Source organism: Gramella sp. AN32 (assembly GCF_023718305.1).
Classification (GTDB): domain Bacteria; phylum Bacteroidota; class Bacteroidia; order Flavobacteriales; family Flavobacteriaceae; genus Christiangramia; species Christiangramia antarctica.
Genome location: NZ_QEYO01000014.1, coordinates 43,679 through 68,299, shown reverse-complemented (window position 1 = coordinate 68,299; position 24,621 = coordinate 43,679). Strand labels below are relative to the sequence as shown.

The following is a 24,621-nucleotide window of genomic DNA, read 5'->3' as shown; positions in this document are numbered from 1 at the left end:
TAATGAAAGTTACAGCCTTATTTTTCTTAGTTTTTTTTCAGACTATAATTTTTCGTGCCCAGGAGAAAGCCATTGAAGTATGGCCTAGTGCTGTGCCCGGATATATTGAAAATGCAGATTACTCTGAAAACAAACACATTGATGAAGGCGTTGTAACCGGTATTAGCAAAGTAACAGAACCCACTCTAACCGTTTTCAAGCCTGACGTGGCAAATGGCACATCAGTCATAATTTTTCCCGGAGGAGGATATAGTCACTTAGCAATTGATAAGGAAGGATTTAAAGTAGCTAAATGGCTAAATGGGCTGGGGATTACCGCTTTTGTACTTAAATACAGGTTACCTAGTGATCTAATAATGAAAAAAAAGGAAGTTGGCCCATTACAGGACGCACAGGAATCTGTGAGAATAGTACGTAGAAATGCCCAGAAATGGAATCTTAATCCCAATAAAATTGGTGTTATGGGATTTTCCGCTGGTGGGCATTTGGCCTCCACTATTACTACTAAATATAATTTTAAAGTTTATAACTCAGATACCACTAGCGCCAGACCGGATTTTTCAATATTTATTTATCCCGTAGTGTCAATGAAGGAAAGCGTAACCCATGAAGGTTCTAAAAATAATTTATTAGGCAAAAATGCATCTAAGGACCTTATTGAAGAATATTCTAATGAATTAAATGTAAATTCTGATACCCCTTCAGTATTTCTGGTTCACGCAACAGATGATCACGCCGTACCGATAGAAAACAGTATAAATTATTATTTAGCGGCTAGAGCGGCAGGCGTACCTGCTGAACTTCATGCCTATGAAGATGGTGGACATGGGTTTGGAATGGGAAGGCAACTTACGGCAAATCAGTGGCCTGAAATGCTAGTAAAGTGGCTGAAGAAGCACAAACTTTTAGAAAAAGATTCCCTATTTCTATTTTCTTATTTCAAGGGAAATGGAGAAGATGGTCTACATTTAGCCTATAGTGAAAATGGTAAGAACTGGAATACACTTAACAATGACCAATCATTTCTCAAACCCGAATTAGGCAATGAAAAATTGATGAGGGATCCCTGTATTATTAAGGTAGATGGAGAGTACCATATGGTATGGACTGTTGGATGGAAAGAAAAAGGTATCGGGTATGCCTCTTCTAAAGATTTAATTGAGTGGAGTAATCAAAAATTCATTCCAGTCATGGAAAATGAAGAAAATGCCAGAAATTGCTGGGCCCCGGAGATTACTTATGACAAACAGAGTAAAGAGTATCTGATTTATTGGGCTTCAACCATACATGGAAAATTCAATGAAACGGCTGCTAAGGGAGACGAGGGTTACAACCATAGAATATATTATACAAAAACAAAAGATTTTAAAACTTTTTCTCAGACTCAACTTTTATTTGACCCCGGTTTTAATATCATCGATGCGACCATAAAAAAATATAATGGCATATATTATATGTTTTTAAAGGATGAAACAAGAAATCCTGCTCAAAAGAATATTAAAATTGCTACAGCCCATGAGCTTTCTGGACCCTATTCCAATGTAACTTCTCCAATAACTGGTAATTACTGGGCAGAAGGCCCCACTGTAGCAAAAATTAATGACTACTGGTATGTATATTTTGATAAATACACTGATAAAAAATACGGTGCTGTAAGATCCAAAGATCTTAAAAATTGGGAAGACGTATCAGCACAGATCAAATTCCCTTTAGGAACCAGACATGGAAGTGTCTTGCCAATATCTAAGAATGCCCTTAAAAAACTTAGAAATTCATTTTAAAAGGCCAGCCTTAATTTGGAAAAGGGTGTATTATTAAATTTATTAATAATATAGTAGGTTTTTTACCATCGGTAATAAGAAACCACATTAGAAGGAGTTGAACCATGTATTATTCCATCATCATAAACAATTTATAAGAAAACTTCTCCTATCAATTAATATATTAATTGATAGGGATCTATTCAATAGAAAAAAAAGAACTTTAATTCTAAAAAAAAAATAATTCTGATTTTAGAACAAAGCCATAGAAAACTCTTAGAGCACCAACGATATAAAATTAAATATTTATGAGAACGATTATTACGACTACATTAATTTCCCTGTTTTTAAGTAGCTGCCTAATAGCTCAAGAATTTCATATTACTGGCATAACCTCTGATTTACCTGATGGTACTTTAATCTGTTTAAGAAATGTGGATTTAGATACACCTATAGATACGACCTACCTAGAAGCAAATAGATTTGAATTTAAAGGTGAAATTAATGAAGGGTACAAGACCCGCCTTTTTTTTTGTAGAAAACACCGCTATTACTATTGATTTGAGAAACAAAAAATATGTAAATGACGCGGTAATTACAGGTGGCAGAATTCAGAATCAACAGGCAGAATTGGTAGCGCTTTTGTCTGAATCCAAACAAAAATATGACAGTATAAATCTTCTGATAAGAAACGATCACGATTTAACGTCTAATCTCAACAAAAAAAGGAGCGAGCTCTATTTTAAGATGGATGCAAAAACATTAGGCTTTATAAAATCTCATCCTGATTATGAATACAGCGCATTTTTACTTGACGAACTGAGCTTAAATAAATCAAACGCTGAAATTCAGACACTGTTCAATTCTTTAACTAATGACGTCAAGCAATCTAAATACGGTAAACTAATAGCCAAATATTTAAAGTTGTCAAAAGACCTCAATCCAGGAGAAATCGTAGAAAATTTTACCCTAAAAAATTTGAAAGGTGAGAAAGTTGAACTAAATTCTTTTCGCGGTAAGTATGTCTATTTGGATTTTTGGGCGTCTTGGTGTGGTCCCTGCCGCGCACAACATCCAGGTTTAGCTAAACTATATAAAAAATATAATAATAAAGGTTTTGAAATTATAAGTGTATCCTTGGATAACTATAAAACAAAATGGGAAAAAGCAGTTGAAAAAGATAATATGACATGGACTAACCTTTATGATCCGAAAGGTATTAAGGGAGATATAGCACTTACTTATAAGATTTTTTCAGTTCCCATAAGTTTTTTAATTGACCCCCAAGGGAAGGTTATCTCCCGTTATTAAAATGGACATCATGATCTCGAGAAAAGGCTTAAAGAATACTTTAGTAATTAATGTTTTGAATTTTTAAAAAGATCATAATTTATTGCAAGTATTTTTAAATAGTATTCAGTAATAACGTTGTTTTGTATATAGCTAGATTCCAACAAATTTTGACGTCGTCAAACAAAACCTTTCATGAGTACTTGGAAAACCTGCGTTGAGTATTTTGTCATTTCGCATGGGAATCAGCACACTACAGGATACCCAATATAGGTTTATCATTTATCTTTATGAACCATAAAGGGTTTTCGAGCTTTAGACAATTGAGTTTGACTAATAAATATCTAAAGCATGAATATATCAATTACTATAAAATAACAAAAATGAAAAATAACTCTAATAATTATTTTTTAATTCTGCTACTACTTATATTAAGTCTCATCAATTTTTCGTGTAATTCTGATGACAACCAATTGTTACTTAATAATAGTCAACAGTCTTTAGGTCATATTAAATCTCTGGTAATTCTATCTGGCGAGAATCGGGTAATGGTCAAAGGAGTAATTGATGATCCTAAAGTTTCGGAATTGAAAATATACTGGAATGATAAATCAGATTCTGTTGTTGTTCCTATAAATACCTCAAATGAAATAGACAGCGTAGAAGCAATAATTGATAATCTTCAGGAAAAACTCTATATTTTTGAGGTTCAAACTTTTAATGAAGAGGGTCTTAGCTCTAAAATTGTTACAGGGGGCGCTGAGGCTTTTGGTTCAGATTATGCCAATAGTCTCGAAAATCGTTCGGTCGTTTTCAGTAAATTAAATGATAACACTTTAGATATTACGTTTGCCCAAGCGAATGCTAATTCTGGTATTATTGGAACGGAATTTTACTATGCTAATACTGAAGATGAAAACAAAGAATTATTTATTGCTAAAAATGAAGTAATTGTTTCAATCAGCGATTTTAAGATTGGATCAACCTATAGATATCGTACAGCTTTTGTCCCTTCTACTGTGGCTATGGATACCTTTTATACTGCCTACGCAAATTTCAATCCAGTACAATTTCCAAAATTAAAGAATGCCTCAGCTCCTATTGAAGCGGCTGAAGTTAATGGAAGATGGGGGAATTTAGCCGACTGGATTAGCAATGACGCCGTGAAGAACCACGATGGTTATGGTGGCTGGGATTCAAGAAATGGCTTTAATGTAGAATCTGGGTGGGGTGCCCCTGGTATTATTAACGGTAAAATTTATCAGGTAGTAACCGCTGGGGCAGCTAATTATACATTGAATGTTGTTTTAAATGGCAACAATCATCAGGAAACAGATGAAGGAGGGTTTTATTTAGTAGTAGCAAAAGGTGAAGGACTACCTGATGTAGAAAATATTGCATCAGCTTCTGAAGTACTTGGTTACGCGCGAGTGGTTAGTTCAAATTTAAATTATGTTATAGACTTTACGGTTGATGAGACTATGGAAATTTCGGTCGGTATAGTAACAACTCAAGATGATTCTGGGCGCTACACGCCTATTAATTCTTTTGAATTAGTCCCTGGTAGTAATTAATTCCTTCAATAACCTTTCTAATTCTTAATTCTTTCTTTTCTATTTATCTTGCTCTAATGGTAATATAACATCCCGGCAATTAAATCTATATCCTTTTAGATCTCATTCAGGTTTTCTAAAATAAAAAAGAAGAGCATAGAATAAGTCCTTAATTTTGAGATATCTAACTTCAAAATGAACTTATTATGCTCCAGGACAAAGTTATAGCAATTTATTGTTTGATCGAAGATTTACTAAAAGGGATGAACCATAACGAGCACAATAACAGGATATTTACCGATAGCCAGATCATCACCGCAGCTTTGGTTTCTGCGCTTTATTTTCGGGGTAACCAGCCCCTGGCATTGGATTACATGCACAGCCATATTTTTAATGATGTTATCAAAAAGAGTGGGTTTACCAAACGCCTGCATAAACTAAAGGAAACCTTGATGTTCATTCTTTTGCGCATTGACAGGGCATTCAAATACATTTGTTGTGAAATGGAATATATTATCGATTCCTTCCCTACCAAGATTTGTCACAATAAAGGATTAACCGTTGCAAACTCTTCAGGGACGAAAAATACAGGGGATATAATGCCAACAAGCAGGAACATTTCTATGGGGTGAAGATCCAACTCATCACTACTGCCGATGGTATACCGGTAGAAATGTATCTCATGGAAGGCGCCGAGCACGATTCGCAGATACTTAAAAAGATGTACCACGACCTGTGCCCCCAGAAAGTTCCCTTTTCGGTGATAGTGGGTATACCAACTACAAGATAGAGGACAGGTTCAGGGAGGCCGAACAAGTCGACTTACAAATCAGCAGAAAATCAAATTCAAAGCGAAAGGGTTATAGTACCCGCTATTTTATCGGATTATTTTTACTAGGATATGAGGATGCAATAGAAAAAGACATTAACAATTATCCTGCAGAATTTTATTTGGATTGGCAAGATATTTTTTGCACGGGAAGTGTTTATCCAAAATAAGATAGAAAATGAAAATGTGTTGAAGATCACATAGTTGTTGTCCTTTAAATTAAACATTTAGTAAGACGAAAATCAAATCAACTATAAATGAGTATTTCAGTATTCACAAACCATTCTATCTACATTGTAGACAGATAACTTTTTTGTAGACGATTTGTAGATGTAAAGTATCAAATAATATCAAATTAAATGATTGTCTAAAAACCACAAAACCCTGCAAATCATTGAATTTGCAAGGTTTTGTAACCCTTTGTGAGTTTTAAAAGTGACCGCGGAGGGATTACCTTCGGTGATCCCTCAAAGCTCCGCTTTGAAAAAAGGAAAGGTTAAATATAATTTCTGAGCTCGCTCAGAAATTATATTTAACCTTTCCTTTTTATTCGTGACCGCGGAGGGATTCAAACCCCCAACCCTCAGAGCCGAAATCTGATGCGCTATTCAGTTGCGCCACGCGGCCAATTTCTATTTAAGTAGGTCTTTCAAAAACTCCCTGCCTACTCCTGATTTTAAAAACCTCTCATAATCCCTTGCCTCGAGCCTGGTTTCAAAACTTCTTTGGAGAACTAAATTCCAAGGCCGAAAACCCTTGGTTGATTTATTTTCCCCATTATTATGCTTAACAATCCTTTTTCCTAAATCTTGGGACAATCCCTTATATAAACGGCCATCTTTTCACTTTTCAAAACATAAACCCAAAACATATTAAATATAAAAAATCCTTAAACTAAACTTCTCAGCCGAAACCTGCCTGCCGGCAGGCAGGTCTCATGCGCTATTCAGTTGCGCCACGCGGCCAGTTATTTTTAACTGGAAAGTTTTCTTTTTACAATAACCGAAATTGTCTTACCATCTGCCTGCCCGGCAAGTTGCGAAGAAACCATACCCATTACTTTCCCCATATCCTGCATTCCGGAAGCACCGGTTTTTGCGATTGCCTCATCAACCTTTGCTTCAATTTCTGCTTCCGTCATTTGCTCTGGTAAAAAAGCTTCAATTACTTCAGCCTGCTCCAATTCAGGTTCAACAAGATCCTTTCGATTTTGCTCCATATAAATTTGAGCGCTGTCCTTACGCTGCTTTACAAGTTTTTGCAATAATTTCAATTCTTCCTCTTCAGACAAACCATCTTTTCCGGAAGTTTCAGTATTTGCTAACAAAATGGCACTTTTCACTGCTCGTAAAGCTTCCAGTTTCACACTGTCTTTCGCTTTCATCGCCGCTTTTAATTCTACCATTATTTTATCCTGCAAACTCATACCTTCTATATTATGCTGCGAAGATAAAATTTTCTATTCGAAAATACCATTTATTTATCCCTGTATAATTAAGTATATTAAGCCTTCAAATTTCTTTCTCATGAAAAGTCTACTGGCCCCGCTCTTCTTTTTTGTTTCGGTTTTTACGATCCAGGCACAACAAAAAAATCTTGACAGCCTTTATAAAGTACAACCGGTTCAAACAGAGGTATATGCAGAAAAAGCTGGCGAAAAACTTATTATTGACCTCTACCTGCCCCAGAATAACTCTGAAGATAAACCCCTTATCATATTTATGCACGGCGGCGGATTTTCAGGTGGAAGTCCGAAAAATGAACAGGAAGTTAGATTTGCCAATATTGCGGCCGCTAAAGGTTATGCTGTAGGATTAATTTCTTACCGGCTCACCCGCAAAGGACAGTCTTTTGGATGTGATTATCCAGCTGAAGGAAAGATAGAAACTTTTAAATTAGCTGCGGAGGATTTTATGGAATCGGTTTATTTTATGATGGACCATGCTGAAAAATTTGGAATTGATCCTGAAAATTTAATTGTTGGAGGGAGCAGTGCCGGGGCTGAAGCAGTCCTAAATGCCGTCTATAATCCAGAACTTATGCTTGAGAAGCAAAACAAAAAAGTTGATTTTAAAGCAGTTATTTCTTTAGCCGGGGCGATTTTAGATGTTCGGTATTTAACCGAAAAGAATAATGTTCCCGGACTATTTTTTCATGGAACTGCAGACAATTTAGTGCCTTATGCCACAGCACCCCATCACTATTGTGAACCCGATAGTCCCGGATATCTAGTATTAGACGGGTCAAAGACCATTACAGAAAAACTGGCAGAACTTGATACTTCTTATTTATTCTATACCTATAAAGATGCCGGTCATGAAATTTCAGGAATGCCCTTTAAAGAGCTGCCCCATGTTTTCGAGTTCTTAAAAGATGTTGTTTTTGAAAAGCATAAAATCCAGTCCACTATTTACAGATGAAAAAAATTCTTTTAGCCATACTATTAAATCTCAGCATTTTCAATGCCTATAATACCAACGCACAGGAAACAAAATGGTACAAAGGAAACCTTCACACCCACTCTTACTGGAGTGATGGTGATGAATTTCCGGAAATGATCATGCAGTGGTATAAAGATAATGACTACCAATTCGTAGCCTTATCAGACCATAACATCATTGCAGAAGGTGATAAATGGAAAACAATTTCAAAAGACAGTCTATATCAAAAGGCATTTGAACAATATTTGGCAAAATATGGCAAAGATTGGGTTACCTATGAGAATGATAAAGAAGGATTAGAGGTGAAGCTAAAAACCCTGGAAGAATTTCGTCCACTTTTCGAAGAGCCTGAAAAATTTATGATTTTCAAAGCTGAAGAGGTTACCTCTTACCTGGGTGATAAGGCCGTGCATATGGGAGCGATCAATATCGAGGACCTTATTGAACCCAAAGAAGGTTCTACCATCGTTGAGCTTATCCAAAATAATCTGGACGCCATTCAAGAGCAGGAGAAAGAAACAGGCAGGCCTGTGATGCAACATCTTAATCATCCAAATTTCACCTATGCCGTTACCGCCGAAGATATTATAAAAATTGACGGAGAAAGGTTTTTTGAAGTTTTCAATGGTCATCCCTACGTGAACAATTATGGGGATAGTATCCATGAAAGTACCGAACAAATGTGGGACAAGGTGAATATCGCTTACCATTCTATGGGCAAACCCCTTTTGCTTGGAATCGCCACAGATGACAGTCATCATTATCATCAATATGGATCGAAATTTAGTAACGCAGGCCGCGGATGGGTGATGGTAAATGCTTCTGCATTAAATCCCAAAGCAATTATAGAGGCGATGGAAAATGGCAAATTCTACGCTACCACGGGAGTGGAACTAAAAGATATTAAGTTTGAAGAGGCTGGGCTTTCAATTGCCGTTAAAAAACAAAAAAATGTCACTTATGAAATTCAGTTTATCGGGGTTAAAAAAGGTTCTACCGAAAGTGAAGTTTTAAAATCTGTAAATGGAACGGGTGCCTATTTTGAAATTTCTGAAGATGTTTTATTTGTAAGGGCTAAGATCATTTCAGATAAGAAGAAAAAGAACCCTTACTCTGAAGGTGACACTGAAGTTGCCTGGACGCAACCTGTTTCAATACAATAAAAAATTCTTAAATAGCCTACAGTAATTAATTCTTGCTAAAATCTAAGCGCAAAGACTGGTAAAATTATCAATTTTGGCGGGGAGTTTTCATTGAAGAATACTGATAAAGCAGAATGTATAAATAAAGCTATTATCTATAAACAAACCATCCTGTCTTGAAGAAGACTGGAGAAGCGATAAAAAAAGCCCCGGCTTAAACAAACCGGGGCTTAACCTTATTATCAACCTAATTATTCTGGTGCTATGCGCATAGCATTGATATAGAAAAATCCGTAGCTATTATCATTATTGGGCCCTGCGGAAACCTCTATAATGATTTCCCCATCACTATTGGGCTTCACGCCCTGCACACAGGCTAATTGATCTGTATTGCTCGCAGTATTTAAAACTGCTGAATTCGTATCCTCCCCAATAACGGTATATTTCGTCTCCCTATTATCAGTGGCGGTACGGGAGCCAAAAAAGCAAAATTCATAGCTACTATCCCCTTCAAATCCGCTAAGTTTTATGACACCTTTTTCGATAAGCCTCCCACTCCATTCTCTTTTGGAGTTTCCAAAATATGATTTACCAGAAACATCGGCAGGCATGTTAAAATCTGTACTCGTATCTGTTTCCCCACTAGTGTTCTGCCCATTAAACCTACTTGTAATCATCATCTCGATCCCGGTAAATTCATTATCCTCATACTTTAAATTTGGGATAGTCGATCCTTCTATGTGGCTAGTCATACCATTCCAGCCGGTAGAATTAGAAGACGCAGCAAAGTCTATATACACATTTTTAGTGATCACTCCTGTTCCTCCCGCGCTTTGATATTCTGTTAGTTCGGTAACCATATCTGGGGTCTGGACTGCTTCATGAGCTGCATGCTGGGCAATTTCCAAATCTATTGGGACGAATCCATCCGGCATATAGCTATTATCCACCACACTTTCGTTAAATAATATTTCAAACCAGGTACTCGCGGCAGTATATCTTCCAATTTCGTTCAAATGATAGCCATCTCTATTAAAATTATCGCCCAGATAACTAGTCCTGGCATTTTGAATTGCGGTACCAGAAGGCACAATACTATAAGCAGTAATTAAGTCTTCAGCCTGACTGTAGGCATCCACTATAGCTTCATACATCGTTATTTGATCATTGTCATAATTAACAAAGCCTGAATGGGTTGAGTTCTGTGCGTATGCCCAGGTTTGGTGCAATAAATATTTGGTATGTGGATTATCAACATTTTGCGCAACATATTCATAAAGGCTTAGCAAAGGCTCCGTAAAGGTTTCATACTGACCGGATTTAGAACTTGTCTGTTGAAAACTGATATAATCCCAATTTTCATCAGCTAAAGCAGTAGCGATGGAAACATCTGAAGTAGTGGTTTTATTTCCCTGGAGATTTATTTTTCGGTAACTATAATTATCGGAATTATCCGTAGCATTTTGAGCATGTAGTGCAAGCTCTGCCCCGCCAATATAAAGGTTTCCAATTACAATTTCTTCGCCAGCAGCGTTTGCAAGGCCATAAAGATAGTATTCTATAGCATCTTCAGAAAAGCTGTTCCCAATTGCCAAAACTTTTAATATCCCATCATTCTCATCTTCAACCGTTACGGTAGTTGTGCCAACAATCCCGCCATCTTCAGAACTTATAGTTAACTCTGTAGTACCCGTAGTTAATCCCTGGATTACCACTTCATATGTTTCAGGATTCGTTTCAAAAGAAATAATGTTTTCGGGGCTCGCAGACCAGGTATAATTTCTGGTGGGTATATCTACCAGATTAAAATCTGGGGTTATGGTAACTGTAGATTGCGTATAGGCGGTAATACTTTCAGGTAGTCTAACTTCTGTTTCCCTTATCAAGTTTGTTTCGATAGTTGTACTAGCCTGTTCTGATCCATCTAATGTTTTAATTGTGGCAGTAGCAGTCCCTTCTCCAATCGCCTTGATAGTTGCCGCATAATTCTTAGCGACAGAACTTATTTCGATTACCGTGCTGTCTGAAACTTCCCATTTATATTCAGCCATGGGAGATTGAATATTGCCAAAAAGGGGAGTAAGCACAAGGTCATTTCCCACAGTCATATGGGCATATTCCAGGTTGAGGGCTACTTCTCTTTCAGGTTCCAATACCTCATCTTCTTCGCATGCCGTAAACGTAAAAAGCATACTTAAAAAGACAATTAACACATAACTGAACCGGTTAAAGGATTTTGAAATTTTCATATTAAACTCATTTAAATTAATTGATTGTAAAAAGGTTACTTAAAATTCATATCATTATTACTCCAAAACAAACGTGCCTGAAGCTTTGATATCTGAAGAACCTCCTACGAAGAATTCAAATTCTCCAGGTTCCGCTACAAATTCCAGTTGCGAATTATAAAATTTTAGATCGTCTTCAGAAATTTCGAAAGTCACCGTTTTAGATTCACCCTTTTTCAGCATGATCTTCTGAAAACTTTTTAATTCCTTCATGGGCGGGGTAATACTTCGTACCATATCATGTAAATAAAGCTGTACCACCTCTTCACCATCAAAATTTCCTGTATTTTTAATCGTGGCTGAAATTGTCAAATTTCCTCCTAAATTCAATGTTTTCGCACTGGCTTTTACATTGCTATAACTGAATTCCGTATAACTTAATCCGTGTCCAAAAGGCAACAACGGCGTATTGGGTGAATCCAGATAATCAGATTTAAATTTCTCGAAATCTACACTGGAAGAAGGCCTTCCCGTATTTTTCATACTATAATAAACCGGGATTTGGCCCACACTTCTAGGCCAGGAAGCGGTAAGTTTTCCTGAAGGAGTATAATTTCCAAACAGCACATCGGCAATTGCATTTCCAGCTTCCACTCCCGGGTGCCAAACCTGAAGGATATTAATGGGCATTTCCATCTCTTCGGATATATTTAAAGGCCTTCCGCTAAATAAAACAGCAACTACCGGCTTTCCGGTTCTCACCAATTCTCTCAATAATTGTTTCTGACTTTCAGGAATTGTTAATTCTGTCCTGCTGGCTGCTTCCCCGGTCATTTCCGAAGCTTCACCAATCGCCGCTACAATGATATCAGCATTTTTCGCCTGGGTAAGCGCTGTCTTTAAAAGTACTTCCGGAGCTTCTTTAGAAATTTCGATCCTTTCTCCAAAGACATTTATTTTTTTTGCAAAAGCGGTATCATTAGATACATTTGCCCCTTTCGAAAAAACTATGTTTGCATCTGGAGCAACATTTTTAAGCCCTTCCAACACTGAAACAGATAAGGTTGGGTCTCCCGTTGGCGCCCAGGTTCCCAGCATATTATTTCTGGAATCCCCCAAAGGACCAATTAGTGCAATTTTTGCATTTTTCTTTAACGGCAGGATATTATCCTGTTTTTTTAAAAGCACAAAACTATGCGCAGCAACTTCCCTGGCAAAATCACGGTTTTCCTGAGTTAAAATATCAGTTTCTGGCCTGGATTCATCGGAATATCTATACGCATCTTCGAAAAGTCCCAATTTATGTTTCGCTTCTAAAATCCTGCGACAGGCCGTTGTGATATCTTCTTCGGAAACTTTTCCTTCATCAACAGATTTTTTCAGTGTAGTCAAAAATCCTTCCCCTACCATATCCATATCCAGTCCTGCATTCAAGGCCAAAGCTGAAACCGCCTGAAGATCACCCAACCCATGGGCGATCATTTCATTCACCGAAGTATAATCTGATACTACAAAACCCTTAAAATTCCATTGATCGCGTAGCAAATCGGTTAAAAGCCATTTATTTCCACTGGCGGGAATACCATCTATATCATTAAATGAACTCATTACACTGGCAACGCCGGCATCTATAGCAGCTTTATAAGGAGGTAAATATTCGTTATACATCTTGATCCTGCTCATATCGGTGGTGTTATAATCACGACCGGCTTCAGAGGCGCCATATAAGGCAAAATGCTTTACCGTGGCGAGCATCGTTTGTGGTTGGGTAAGATCTGTTCCCTGGTAACCTTCTACCATAGCTTTAGCAATTTGAGAACCTAAATAAGGGTCTTCTCCCGCGCCTTCAGCGATCCGGCCCCAACGCGGATCTCTGGCAATATCTACCATAGGTGAAAAATTCCAGTTTATCCCATCTGCAGTTGCTTCTTTCGCAGCAATTTCAGCGGCATGCTTTATCATATCCATATCCCAGCTGGATGCAGTTCCCAGGGGAATGGGGAAGGTTGTTTTATAACCATGGATCACATCAGATCCTATTAAAAGAGGAATTCCAAGACGGGTATCGTTCACGGCATATTCCTGTGCAATCCGGATCTTTTCAGGTCCTGAAACACCAAACAGTCCGCCCACATTTCCTGCTTTTATTTTATCCTCCACATTTTTACTCACTACAGAACCTGTAGCAACGGCGCCACCCGGAGTTAATAAGTTTAATTGCCCAATCTTTTCTTCGAGCGTCATTTTCTTTAGTAATTCCTCAACTTCCGGAATTCTTTCCTGTGCATTCAGGACAGATATCCCCAAACATAATATGAGGCTAATTGAAACATAAATTTTTCTCATTTTCTTATTCTTTTGATTTCCTATTTGGTTTTTTTGGATTTACTCTAATACTATTATTTCCGATCTTTCTGAAATCCCATTTTCATTGAATGCTTCTATACTGAAGTAATATTTTGTATCGCGGTCCAGGCTGCGCATAAAATGCTCATTTACATCATAAATTAGCCAGGATTGATATAATTTATCTGGTGCAATGCCCCAGCGGATGTTATAACCCTGAGCACCTTTAATCGGTTTCCACGTTAAAGAGGCATTTCTACGGTCTTTTTCGCGTGAAACTTTGAATTCCTTAACCTTTGCAGGTTTCTTACCTAATCCTTTCCCAAAAACCCTTATTTCTGATAAGGCCAGGTTATTCCCCGGAACCTCCACGTTATTATAGCGGACGTATTTTCCTTTCACAGGTTGATTAAGGGTAATGTAAGCGTTCGGCGCATCCTTATAACTCTTACTTCTGTCTACCACGGTTTCCCATTGTTTACCATCTTCTGAAACCTCCAGGGTAAACCGGTGTCTTAAACCTTCAGTTCGGGTATAAATACCCGATTCTTCATCATGAAAATTCAATTGAAATGCATAGATATTTCCGGTTGTGGGCATTTCAATCTCCACCCATTGCTTATCATCATTGGCTTCAGCAACCCAGAAAGATTTCGGACTTTCGTCGGTTAAAACCTTCGAAATTATTTCACCTTCACTATTCTTTTCCAGTGGCATTTCGGTGATTTCGAAATCATCATCTGTAGAAGTACTTTTCTTTATCTGCATTTTCGAAGAGGAAACTCTTGCTTTTCCTTTGTAAGAAAGCAACATCCAGCCGCTATGCTGTCCCGCTTTTGTTGGATGATTCGGTCCAAACAGCGGATAGTCGCCGTAGCTGGTATTGGAATACATCAATCCCTCGTCATCAAAATAGGTGGGAAACATTGCCAGACGACGTTCCCAGTGAGAGTTGGAGGCTAGAGCCATGGTGGCAAAATGCCAGTACTGCCCATTGGTTTGTTTCATGGTGATCCCATGGCCGGCACCATTAGTAAAACCGCCCGGCTTAAAACTCATGGGATTATTTTTCATATAAGTAAATGGACCAACTGGTGTTTCGCCCACATAAGCAGCATCGGCATACACATTAAATTGTGTGCCTGGTGCCGCATATTGCAAATAGTATTTACCTTTATGTTTGGTCATGGAAGCTCCTTCCATGTATCCTTCCTTTAAGGTGGGATGGAAATTATTCTCTCCAAAGCGTTCCCAGCCGTGTTCTTCTTCAACCAGGTTAATCAATTCTTTTTCCACCCCGGTTTCAAGGAAACGGTCGTCTTTATTCAGCATTTTCACCTTAAGGGGATGTACGTTCGACGAGCCCCAATAAAGATAAGATTTACCGTCATCATCAATAAACAATTCCGAATCCTGGATATTATTAGTAATTGAAGCGGTAGGTGTCCATTTACCACTTTTCGGGTCATCGGTGTAAAGAATGCTCCCGTAACCCGCGGGATCACCTGCAAAGTATACCAGTGAATCTTTATAATTGAAAGCGGTTGGTGCATTGGACCCCTCGAAAAACCATTGTTTTGGTTTTATAAATTCCCAATTTATTAAATCGCTGGAATGCCAGTAACCAAAAGAACGGGTGACAAACATGAAGTATTCACCCCGGAATTCAATTACTGCCGGATCGGCACCGGAACGGTAGGAAATATTCTTGCTGGAATTGTAAACCATATAGGTATAATCAATATCCAATGGATTACAATAGGTTTCGGGAACTAGCATCTCTTGTGCATAAACGCTGAACCCAAATAATAAGGCTATTGATATAAGTATATTCTTAAAATCTTTCATTTATTTTCTAAAGATAATTCCAGCTGATCATCCTTCTTATGAGAGAATAACCAATCAAGTAAATAAGGTTCAGAAAATGCAGCATCCCAACTATTATGATTCGCATCTTTATATAAAGTAAGGTTTGCGTTCCCGCCATTTTTGTTGATCGCAGCAACCATTTCTTTGGAATATTCAGGATTAACCACATCGTCTTTTAGGCCATGAAAAACCCAGATGAAAAAATTGTCCCTATATTTTTCAGATATAGTAGTATCTGCAGCGCCACAAATAGCAATAGCCGCGGCGAACATTTCCGGTTTTCGGGAAATGATTTCAAAAGTCCCCATTCCACCCATAGAAAGGCCGCCAACGTATATTCGGCTCGTATCAACGAACTTTTCCGAAGCGATAGAATCAATTAATTTCATGGTCAATCCCAGGGATTTGGTGGGTTCGCCACCTTGATGAAATTTAAAATCCAGGGGGTAACTGAACCTATCAACATCCACCTGCGCCCAATAATCTTCTTTTGGAGCCTGCGGAAAAATGACAATCGCGGGATAGTTCTCCCTATTTTCTGTTTTTAGAAAAAGATCTGAACCATGGACTAGTTGAGTTTCATTATCATTCCCACGCTCCCCTGCGCCATGTAAAAAGAGCACCACGGGATAAATTGAATCTTTTGAAAAATGAGGAGGATAAAGAATCCGGTAATTCAGGGTATCCTTATTCTGAATTAAATGTTCTTTTTTAAATTCCTGCTTATCCTGCGCTTGAAGCTGAAAGCCACAGGCGATCAATAACAACCAAATAATTTTATTCTGCATTTCCATAAGTAAAGTCTAAAGATTTTAATCCATTCTGAATTTCCGGAGCGCCCATAAACAGGTCCCAGATCAAGCCTGAACGATAATTTTCTATCATAACGATCATTGGCCCCTGGTCAATGGCGAGGTATTTCTCTGCAACCCATTCTTCTCCATTTTCCAAGGTATAAGCATCATAAAAACCTGCAGGGCCCCATAAAAGATCATGAAGATCTGTATAAAAATAACGCATAGCCCTCATGGATTGTTCGGGAGTATAGGGTAAAGATGATATAGCTGCAGTTGGTGAAACCACACCTCTATCACTATCTGGGGAATGGGCCGCATAACCAACACTTCCATCATCACTTCTAGTATAACTCGCGGTTAAACCCCAAGATTTATCAGAATAGGTAGCGAAACCTTTCGGATTTTCAAGACAATATTCATAATTGATAAGCGAATGATTTTTATTCAATTCCCAATAATTAGCATATTTATCTTCCAAACCTTTGGGATTCAAGCCCAAATAAGAATAATGTGCCCAAAATAAAGGCCCGCCTTTATCACCGCCCGTGTTGTGTTTCAAAATAAGGGGCAAACCGTATGCTTCAACATCTGTAGTGATGTCCCCACCTCGAGCCCAACCCTTGTGGTACACTGAAGGTTTGATGGCATATTCAGGAGAAGATGCTGCCATAACATAAGTGATTAAACATTCGTTATAACCTTCTATCATAAAGTTCATTTCCCATTCATAAGTTGGTGACCAGTGCCAGAAAATACCATTCTTATTGTTCGTATACCAATTCCATTCTATCCCCTTCCAAAGTTTATCATACTTTGCCGCAATGGCCTTCTCTTCTTCTGAACCATTTTTTAAATATTCCCTTACAACAATGAAACCCTGAGCTAGGAAGGATGTTTCTACAATATCGCCTCCATTATCCTTTTCACCAAAAGCCTGAACTTCTCCTGTCTCTCCATTCAACCAATGTGGCCAGGCTCCATGAAAACGTGGAGCTTTATCTAGAAAATCGGCAACTTTATTTAATCTTGCCACGGCCGAATCCCTGGGGATAAATCCGCGGTCCACTCCTGCTACTATTCCCATAAGCCCAAACCCGCTTCCCCCGGTGGTGACCACATGCGCATCATCTTTTGGATAATTACCATCTGGATGAAAACGTTCCCTTCCCATGCCACTATTAGGTTCTGCATAATCCCAAAAATATTTCAGGGTTTGTTTTTGTACTGAATCCAACAAAGCTTCATCTGAGATCTCTAAAGAGTCGCCTTTTAGTTCGTCTTTATTATCCGTAAGTTTTTTGTCGCTATTATTTTTACATGAGCCTAAACAAAGGCTCAGAAAAAGAACAGGAAATATAAATTTTTTAAACATCAATATCATTTTTGGGTTGGTTCTTTAATAGTTGACAGTCCTTTTCATTCCGTTTGTTTAATTTTTGAAATTGCCTGCTGAACATCTTTATTTTTCATGAACAGGTTCCATAAAAGTCCGGAACGGTAATTTTCGATCATCACAACCATGGGGGCCTGGTTTAAGCCCATAAAAATTTCCGCTACCCAGTCTTCAGTAAGGTTAAAAGCGTCCCTAAACCCATATTCTCCCCAGAGAAATTTTCCGTTGTCCCTATAAAAATGCTTGAGCGCCGCCATCGATTTTTCAGGAGTATAGGGAAAAGATGAAATTGCACCTGTAGGGGCCATAGTTCCATCATCATTTTCCTGTTTTGGCTCCCTTGCTTTGTAACCCCATGGGCCGTCACTTGCGGTCAATCCCCAACTGTCCTTTCCGAGTCCTTCAAAATTATTGGGATTTTCTACACAATACCGATAATTGATCTTCGCGATATCCTGATTATTGTCAAAATAATTAGTGTATTTATCTTCCATTTTGTGAGGATCGAGACCTAAAAAGGAATAATGGGTAAAAAATAAAGGTCCGCCGTTACTCACCCCAACCTTTAGAGGAATACCAAAATAATTCGTGCCATTAGTAAACATCGAACCTTCGAGGGTTTTACCCCAATTTGATCGATAATCCTGAGCTACCTGATCCTGGTTCGCCCAGCCAGTGTAATACATTTCCGGAGAAATTCCATGCGTGGGAGATGCAATGGCCATAAAATAGGTGATCATGGTTTCATTCCATCCAATAAGTTGATGATTGATTTGCCAGTTATGGTCCGGAGACCAATGCCAGTATAAAAACTTGCTATCTTCAGTTTTTTTGAACCAGTCCCATTCTACAGCTTCCCAAATCCTATTAATCCTTTCTTTTAAAATTTTTTCTTCGGAAATATCTTCCGAAAGATATTCTCCTACACTTACCAAGCCCTGCATAAAAAAAGAGGTTTCTACGAGATCTGCACCATTGTCTACCTCTCCAAAGAAAGGTTCCACTTTTCCTGAAGGACCATCAATAAAATGGGAAACCGCGCCATGAAAGCGATCGCTTTTTTCAATAAAATCAACAACTTTTTCAATTCTCTCTAAAAACTCATCCTTTTGGATAAAACCTTTTTCAGCGCCAACGATTAACGCCATTAATCCGAAACCAGATGCCCCCGTAGCAATCATATTTTTCCGGCCGGGAATATTTTCAAGCGCCAGACCACTATTTTCTTCGGCTCCATCCCAGTAATAACGAAAAGCTGCTTCCTGCACCATATCCAGCAATTCCTCATCATTCATTTGCCTGGTTTCAGCTTCGCTTGATTCAGAAAGGTTAGATTCAGCATAATCATAACCCAGTGCACTTATTTTATAGTGATATTTTTGATCTGGAACGCCAGTAAAATCTGTGAAAAGATTAAATTCTAAAGGATCCTGAATTCCTACCGCTGTATAATTTTTATCATCCTGTGACCTGTATACTTTTATATAGCGAACATTCTCCAAACCCACCGGATTCCAGGCAATATCAACATGCCGCTCATAGCCTCTTGAAGATAAAATTTCAGGAACGGGAAGATTTTTAGCATTCATTTGCTCCGAAAGAAATTCTACCTGATCGAGAAAAATCTGATGTTCTAAACCATCAGTTCCATTTTGGCGAAATTTCAAACCGCTAATCTCATCTGAAGAAAGCCTAATCCCGAAATCTGAAACAGGTATTTTTACCTGTATCCATTTTTCAGAAATATCACCTCGGAAATATTTTGAAAATGGTAAAAAATCTGAAGTTGAATTCCCGATGTTAAGAGCGATTTCAGGTAAGATTTCAGCTTTGATATTTTCAGGGGTATATATCCAAAAACTAAGCGTCTTCGATTCTTTCAGAAAATCTTTACCTCTCGATTTCGGATATTTTAAATTCACTTCCCATGTACCACCCTCCGAAGAAGTATAATTTAGGCTTAAGCTATTTCCGGGAGTGAAGGCAACGTCCTTTTCTAGGGGAAGCCTTTTTTCAACATTTAAAACAAAGGAAGGTATGGAATAAGAGACTTCGCTGTAAAACCAGCTGTTTTCCATTAAACTGTTATCGAAGAAAGTTTTATTGTATTCGGGTTCCTGGCCAAAATTGATAAATGGCAATAGAAGTAATACGAATATGAAACTTTCTTTTTTCATATTAGTAGGTGAATCCCAGTTTATCCAGTCCGCCTTGCACATCCTCATCTGCCATGAAAAGATTCCAAAGTAATTGCGTCCTGTAATTTTCAATCATCCCTACAATAGGCCCTTGATCTATAGCCAGGTATCCATTGGAATACCAGTTATGTTCCTCAGAAAAAGCATCATAGAATCCATAAGTCCCCCAGATCTTACTGCCTAGATCTTCATAGAAATGACGCAGTGCGGTCATAGATTCATCAGGAGTATAGGGAAAAGAAGATAAGGCAGCAGTTGGAGTTATCACTCCAAGATCATTGGTAGGGCTATGAGCCGCATAACCTTCATGACTATCTGAAGCGGTTAAACCCCAGGTATCTTCCCCATATCCTGCGTAATTTTTTGGATTGTTCACGCTATAGGTATAGTTGATCATAGCGTGTGCAGTATTTTGTTGCCAATAATTGGCATATTGATCACTAAGATTTCTAGGGTCAAGGCCAATAAATGAATAATGACTAAAGAATAACGGTCCGCCATAGTTTGGACCCAACGGCATATTGAAACCGTAATGTGACCTGTTTGTCACGATACTTCCACTGGAAGCCCAACCTTCTGTATATACTTCTTTGGTAATGGGATGGGTAGGACTGGAAGCTGCCAGAACATAAACAATCAGGGATTCATTCCAACCTTTTATAGGTAAATTGATCTCAAAGTTATACGTGGGAGACCAGTGCCAGTAAAGCACATTTTCACCTTTAGTATGCCAGTCCCATTCAACAGCTTCCCAAATGGCAGTGATACGGTCGCGGATTCCGGATTCCTGATCTCCGGCATCATCAAAAAATTGACGGTTGATCAATAAACCCTCCATTAAAAAAGCGGTTTCCACAAGATCGCCACCGTCATCTTTTGTACTAAAAGGTCTGGTTTGAGCAGTATTTCCCATATACCAATGAGAATAAACCCCATGATAAGTAGGAACGCTTTCTAAAAAATCAAGAATTTTTTCTAAACGGTTTACAGCATCTGCCCGACTGATAAATCCTCTTTCTACTGCAGCAGGAAATGAAGCGATACCAAAACCGCTCCCTCCCATCGTAACAATATTTGGACTATCACCACCATAGGCGTCGTCTTGTGACCTTTCCCTTGCCATCCCGCTATTAGGTTCAGCGAAGTCCCAGAAATAACCAAAGGTCTTTTCCTGAACCAGATCAAGGAGTTCATCATCAGTCAAAGTTTCTACCTCTTCATCCGGAGGAGGAGTTTCTCCAACATCATCTGTACCTGGAATATATGGCTCCTGATATCCAGGGCCATCATTATTAGAACAGGACACAACGATAAATAATCCTAACGATAAAACTAAACCTGAGTATTTCATTTGTACATGCGTTATCTTTCTGAAGATCTAGGACGAACTTCAGAAAAGGTTAAAACCAAAATCCGAATAATTAAAAAAAAGCCCCGGGCATTTCAGACCCGGAGCTTTAATCTATGTAAACTATTCAGCCATTAAAGACTGAACCTCGTCTGCGGTAAGCACTTTATTATATAAAGTTAGATCATCCATAAAACTAGAGTCTGATAAATGATTCCAACCTGTAAATCTTGGAGCACCAGACATGATCGAAAGAATATCTGCCCCGGTCCAGTCTATTGGATTGGATAAGGTGCCGGTATTGGCCAAATCACCATTCAGATAAATTTTTGTTTCGGTTTCTGAAATTGTAAAGGCTACAAAAACCCATTCGCCGGCAGTTACATCTATAACACCGCCATCATTCCAGCTGTCGCCTTCTCCTGTTCCAACATTTAATTTGATCCTTTGTTCTTCAGCGTTTCCTTCCCTAAATAACCTGAAACCACTCGTTCTTTTATTCTGTGCATCAGGATTTTCGGTATCTGGAGGTCCAATTACTAAAATACCTGCACGATCTGGATCTGCATTTACTTTATACCAGAAAGTTGCACTAAAATTACTACTGGTTAAACCCTCAGCCGGGGTAGTTAAATAAGAATCTGCTGCACCGGCATACGCATTGTTTCCTTCAACAGAATCACCTGCGAAATCTGGGTTCCCCACCACAGTAACTTCACGGTTAGAAACATCGTCCTGATAAGAACCATCAAAAGAAAGGTGTAAAGTTGCCGAAGAAGAGTTGATCAAATTCTGAATTTCTTCCTGAGATAAAGCAGCATCAAAAAATCTAAGTTCATCGATGGCACTGCTATCATATAAGTGGCCCCAATAACTAAAAGTTTCTCCACCAGATCCAATGGTTAGTTTTTCAACCCCCGTCCAGTCAATAGCTGAAGGCATAGTTCCGGTGTTTTGTTCTACACCGTCAAAATAGATCTTTGTTTCGGTATTACTAACTGTAAAGGCTACGTGAACCCATTCTCCAGCATTGGCATCTAATACCCCACCATCATTCCAGCTTTCACCAGTCCCAAAACCTACATTCAACTTCAGCCTTTGTTCATCTGCACTTCCTTCACGGAATAAGCGGAATCCCTGGTTACGATCATCGGCATCATCACCGGCAACTAAAATTCCAGCCCTATTAGGGTCTGAACTTACTTTATACCAGAAAGAGGCCGTAAATTCTGTACCTATATTTCCATCAAATGGCAAAGTCAAATAAGCATCCTGAGACCCGGTAAAGGAATTGCTTCCTAAAAAGGATTCTCCCGCAAAGTCAAGATTACCGGTTACATCTGAAGCTTTTAGTGTAATTAGGTCTACATAATCCCCATCAAATGGCAAATACAAATACTCATTTTCGAATTTAGGGGTATACGGTGGCTCTTTGCTAAAATTGACCGTTTTTGTAGTAACATTGCCTTCAAGGTCTGTAGCTTTAACGGTTACAGTATGCTCTCCATTGGTAATATTATTATAAACAACTTCATCGTTTACTATGCGGTAGTCTTTGAAGTCACTCATAGAAGCGACCATATTCCCATCTACCATTACTTCGATGTTAGCTATTTCTATATCATCAACAACATTAAATTTTATGGTTATGGAAGAAACTTCGTCAAGAACTTTAATCGTATTTCCTTCCGCCGGCGAACTAATAGTTACTTCAGGCGCACCTGCATCTGCACCCGGCTCTACCTGAGTGATAGGGTCTATCCCATCATACTCACAGGAGCTGAAAAGGATTGCAAAAACGAAAAATCCAAATAATTTATTTATAGTGTTTTTCATAATTATTGATTTATCATTAATTCATTTGAAATTCTTATGGCGTTCAATTCTGCATTTGATTGTAAAGGAAGTGCATCTACCTGAGCTTGTGGATAAGGTAATAACTCATCTCCTGCAGTAAACGTTCTACCATCATAGCTCAACTCGTTATATTTATCTAAACGGATCATGTCATAATAACGAATTCCCCATTCCATGGCCAGCTCGGCGAATTTCTCATCAAGAACCTGATCTGTAGTCACACCGATTAAGGCGGACATTCCTGCTCTTGATCTCACCATATTTACAGCTTCATCTGCTGAAATTCCATTTGCACTTGCTCCATGTGTAATCGCTTCTGCATACATCAATAAAATTTCCGCATATCTAATTACGATCATATTTTTTCCTGCGCCGTAGTCATTTCTACCATCAGTTAATTGATTAGAAGGTAAATAATGTTTGCCACTGGCAAATAATGCCCTAGCATAATCATTGATTACATCCCCTGAAGGTGTGGTGTTACTTACAAGACCGGGAAGGTTTGTATAACCATCATCCTTCAATTCTGTAATTCCCCTATCAGTAAACAATACGCTGGTTTGAAGCCTAACGGATTCATTTCTATCAAGCATAAATTTGATAAATTTTAAACTTGGTTCATAGAATCCCCAACCGCTAGAAGCGTTTTCTCTTGCCGGTGTCCAGTTTTGAGGTCCAAAAGGGGCGTATAAGTGATACACAGCATCCCCGGTTTCACTACCAAAATCTGAATATTGCATCTCAAGTAAACTTTCATCGCTTAGCTCACCTGGTTTTTTGAATAATTGATAAAAATCAGGATATAATGAAAATCTACCGGAATTGATAATTTTTCCAGCTGCATCTGCAACACCCTGATAATTTTCAAGCTCCTGATTGGCCAAAGCTTTAATCGCGTAAGCGGTATAAGCAGTTACCCCCCCAGGGATATCGGCTCTTTCATTCGGTCTCAGATTTGGAAGGTTTGGAATAGCTATATCCATTTGGTCTGAAATCCACTGTAATACAGCTTCTTTAGACTGAGGTCCATCCTGAACTTCTTCTAAAGGCTGGTTTGAAGTAATGATAAAAACGTCACCCCAAACCTTGGCAAGGTTTAAATGGAACCAGGCTCTTAAAACACTAATTTCGGCTATGTACTGGTCGGCAAGGGCAACCCCATCGGCATCAGCAAATTGTTTGAAGTTCTCGATCTGCAAAATCGCAGCGTTCATATTCACAATATCATTATAGTGAACAGCCCACAGTGAGTTGTACATCCAATAATCTTTGCTGTAAACGAACCTATCGGTATCAGCAAAAGGCTGCTGATCCCCTTCACCACCTGCATTTACATCATCACCCCTAACACCAAGTAACAATGGCTCTTCCCAGCCACGAGAGGTAAATTCAGAATATGCCCCCAGCAGTGGCTGGATCATATCCTCCGTGTCTGTATAATCAAGGTCGCTTGTATTAAGCTGACCTTCCTGCGAATCCAATTTATCTGTACAGGAAAAGGAAACTCCCAGTACAAAAACTGATAATACGCTTAAAAACAAATTTTTAATTCTTTTCATTATGCGCTTTT

Annotated in this window: 17 protein-coding genes and 1 tRNA gene; 6 read left to right on the top strand and 12 right to left on the bottom strand. The window is 38.5% G+C overall.

Annotation, left to right across the window (positions count from 1 at the left end; genetic code table 11):
* The first annotated feature begins 2 nt into the window (after nucleotides 1–2).
* From DHD80_RS14475 to DHD80_RS14460, 4 genes are all read left to right on the top strand, one after another.
* Nucleotides 3–1,781 (top strand): family 43 glycosylhydrolase, encoded by a 1,779-nt coding sequence (locus DHD80_RS14475; protein ID WP_251742171.1) that lies wholly within the window; start codon nucleotides 3–5, stop codon nucleotides 1,779–1,781.
* A 483-nt stretch (nucleotides 1,782–2,264) separates the two neighbouring features.
* Nucleotides 2,265–3,071: a TlpA disulfide reductase family protein gene (locus DHD80_RS14470; RefSeq protein WP_251742170.1), complete on the top strand. Its 807-nt coding sequence runs from the start codon at nucleotides 2,265–2,267 to the stop codon at nucleotides 3,069–3,071.
* A gap of 362 nt (nucleotides 3,072–3,433) precedes the next feature.
* A complete protein-coding gene (locus DHD80_RS14465; RefSeq protein ID WP_251742169.1) occupies nucleotides 3,434–4,624 on the top strand; it encodes a DUF4998 domain-containing protein in 1,191 nt (396 codons plus the stop codon).
* A gap of 185 nt (nucleotides 4,625–4,809) precedes the next feature.
* Nucleotides 4,810–5,235, top strand: coding sequence for a hypothetical protein (locus tag DHD80_RS14460; protein WP_251742168.1), 426 nt, complete (start codon nucleotides 4,810–4,812; stop codon nucleotides 5,233–5,235).
* Nucleotides 5,236–5,985: 750 nt separating this feature from the next.
* Here DHD80_RS14460 and DHD80_RS14455 read toward each other — a convergent pair.
* From DHD80_RS14455 to DHD80_RS14445, 3 genes are all read right to left on the bottom strand, one after another.
* A tRNA-Arg gene (locus DHD80_RS14455) sits at nucleotides 5,986–6,059 on the bottom strand.
* Between the two features lie 5 nt (nucleotides 6,060–6,064).
* Entirely contained in the window at nucleotides 6,065–6,250 is a 186-nt protein-coding gene (locus DHD80_RS14450) for a GIY-YIG nuclease family protein (protein WP_251742167.1), read from the bottom strand.
* Nucleotides 6,251–6,405: 155 nt separating this feature from the next.
* Nucleotides 6,406–6,858 (bottom strand): GatB/YqeY domain-containing protein, encoded by a 453-nt coding sequence (locus DHD80_RS14445; RefSeq protein WP_251742166.1) that lies wholly within the window; start codon nucleotides 6,856–6,858, stop codon nucleotides 6,406–6,408.
* A 100-nt stretch (nucleotides 6,859–6,958) separates the two neighbouring features.
* Here DHD80_RS14445 and DHD80_RS14440 point away from each other — a divergent pair, with 100 nt between their 5' ends.
* Nucleotides 6,959–7,852: an alpha/beta hydrolase gene (locus DHD80_RS14440; protein ID WP_251742165.1), complete on the top strand. Its 894-nt coding sequence runs from the start codon at nucleotides 6,959–6,961 to the stop codon at nucleotides 7,850–7,852.
* Nucleotides 7,849–9,036: a histidinol-phosphatase gene (locus DHD80_RS14435; RefSeq protein ID WP_251742164.1), complete on the top strand. Its 1,188-nt coding sequence runs from the start codon at nucleotides 7,849–7,851 to the stop codon at nucleotides 9,034–9,036. The genes DHD80_RS14440 and DHD80_RS14435 overlap by 4 nt, the downstream gene beginning before the upstream one ends.
* 230 nt (nucleotides 9,037–9,266) lie before the next feature.
* Here the strand turns inward: DHD80_RS14435 and DHD80_RS14430 are convergent, their stop codons facing one another.
* From DHD80_RS14430 to DHD80_RS14390, 9 genes are all read right to left on the bottom strand, one after another.
* Nucleotides 9,267–11,264: a DUF4886 domain-containing protein gene (locus DHD80_RS14430; protein WP_251742163.1), complete on the bottom strand. Its 1,998-nt coding sequence runs from the start codon at nucleotides 11,262–11,264 to the stop codon at nucleotides 9,267–9,269.
* A 57-nt stretch (nucleotides 11,265–11,321) separates the two neighbouring features.
* Nucleotides 11,322–13,589 carry a beta-glucosidase BglX gene (gene bglX / locus DHD80_RS14425; RefSeq protein WP_251742162.1) on the bottom strand — a complete coding sequence of 756 codons (2,268 nt, stop codon included), beginning with the start codon at nucleotides 13,587–13,589 and terminating at the stop codon, nucleotides 11,322–11,324.
* Between the two features lie 39 nt (nucleotides 13,590–13,628).
* Nucleotides 13,629–15,437, bottom strand: coding sequence for a family 43 glycosylhydrolase (locus tag DHD80_RS14420; RefSeq protein WP_251742161.1), 1,809 nt, complete (start codon nucleotides 15,435–15,437; stop codon nucleotides 13,629–13,631).
* The gene (locus DHD80_RS14415; RefSeq protein WP_251742160.1) at nucleotides 15,434–16,246 is read right to left on the bottom strand and encodes a prolyl oligopeptidase family serine peptidase; all 813 of its coding nucleotides are present in this window, start codon (nucleotides 16,244–16,246) and stop codon (nucleotides 15,434–15,436) included. Before DHD80_RS14415 ends, DHD80_RS14420 begins: the two co-directional genes overlap by 4 nt.
* Entirely contained in the window at nucleotides 16,236–17,627 is a 1,392-nt protein-coding gene (locus DHD80_RS14410; RefSeq protein WP_251742159.1) for a glucoamylase family protein, read from the bottom strand. The genes DHD80_RS14415 and DHD80_RS14410 overlap by 11 nt, the downstream gene beginning before the upstream one ends.
* 44 nt (nucleotides 17,628–17,671) lie before the next feature.
* Nucleotides 17,672–19,825 (bottom strand): glucoamylase family protein, encoded by a 2,154-nt coding sequence (locus DHD80_RS14405; protein WP_251742158.1) that lies wholly within the window; start codon nucleotides 19,823–19,825, stop codon nucleotides 17,672–17,674.
* Between the two features lies 1 nt (nucleotide 19,826).
* On the bottom strand, nucleotides 19,827–21,197 hold the full coding sequence (locus DHD80_RS14400) for a glucoamylase family protein (RefSeq protein WP_251742157.1): 1,371 nt from the start codon (nucleotides 21,195–21,197) through the stop codon (nucleotides 19,827–19,829).
* A 120-nt stretch (nucleotides 21,198–21,317) separates the two neighbouring features.
* Nucleotides 21,318–23,030 (bottom strand): LamG-like jellyroll fold domain-containing protein, encoded by a 1,713-nt coding sequence (locus DHD80_RS14395; RefSeq protein WP_251742156.1) that lies wholly within the window; start codon nucleotides 23,028–23,030, stop codon nucleotides 21,318–21,320.
* Between the two features lie 2 nt (nucleotides 23,031–23,032).
* Nucleotides 23,033–24,610, bottom strand: coding sequence for a RagB/SusD family nutrient uptake outer membrane protein (locus tag DHD80_RS14390; RefSeq protein ID WP_251742155.1), 1,578 nt, complete (start codon nucleotides 24,608–24,610; stop codon nucleotides 23,033–23,035).
* Nucleotides 24,611–24,621 lie beyond the last annotated feature (11 nt).

Coding starts and splice junctions, on each gene's coding strand:
- DHD80_RS14475 (WP_251742171.1), top strand. CDS start 3: ATGAAAGTTACAGCCTTATTTTTCTTAGTTTTTTTTCAGACTATAATT.
- DHD80_RS14470 (WP_251742170.1), top strand. CDS start 2,265: ATGAAGGGTACAAGACCCGCCTTTTTTTTTGTAGAAAACACCGCTATT.
- DHD80_RS14465 (WP_251742169.1), top strand. CDS start 3,434: ATGAAAAATAACTCTAATAATTATTTTTTAATTCTGCTACTACTTATA.
- DHD80_RS14460 (WP_251742168.1), top strand. CDS start 4,810: ATGCTCCAGGACAAAGTTATAGCAATTTATTGTTTGATCGAAGATTTA.
- DHD80_RS14445 (WP_251742166.1), bottom strand. CDS start 6,858: ATGAGTTTGCAGGATAAAATAATGGTAGAATTAAAAGCGGCGATGAAA.
- DHD80_RS14440 (WP_251742165.1), top strand. CDS start 6,959: ATGAAAAGTCTACTGGCCCCGCTCTTCTTTTTTGTTTCGGTTTTTACG.
- DHD80_RS14435 (WP_251742164.1), top strand. CDS start 7,849: ATGAAAAAAATTCTTTTAGCCATACTATTAAATCTCAGCATTTTCAAT.
- DHD80_RS14430 (WP_251742163.1), bottom strand. CDS start 11,264: ATGAAAATTTCAAAATCCTTTAACCGGTTCAGTTATGTGTTAATTGTC.
- bglX (WP_251742162.1), bottom strand. CDS start 13,589: ATGAGAAAAATTTATGTTTCAATTAGCCTCATATTATGTTTGGGGATA.
- DHD80_RS14420 (WP_251742161.1), bottom strand. CDS start 15,437: ATGAAAGATTTTAAGAATATACTTATATCAATAGCCTTATTATTTGGG.
- DHD80_RS14415 (WP_251742160.1), bottom strand. CDS start 16,246: ATGCAGAATAAAATTATTTGGTTGTTATTGATCGCCTGTGGCTTTCAG.
- DHD80_RS14410 (WP_251742159.1), bottom strand. CDS start 17,627: ATGTTTAAAAAATTTATATTTCCTGTTCTTTTTCTGAGCCTTTGTTTA.
- DHD80_RS14405 (WP_251742158.1), bottom strand. CDS start 19,825: ATGAAAAAAGAAAGTTTCATATTCGTATTACTTCTATTGCCATTTATC.
- DHD80_RS14400 (WP_251742157.1), bottom strand. CDS start 21,197: ATGAAATACTCAGGTTTAGTTTTATCGTTAGGATTATTTATCGTTGTG.
- DHD80_RS14395 (WP_251742156.1), bottom strand. CDS start 23,030: ATGAAAAACACTATAAATAAATTATTTGGATTTTTCGTTTTTGCAATC.
- DHD80_RS14390 (WP_251742155.1), bottom strand. CDS start 24,610: ATGAAAAGAATTAAAAATTTGTTTTTAAGCGTATTATCAGTTTTTGTA.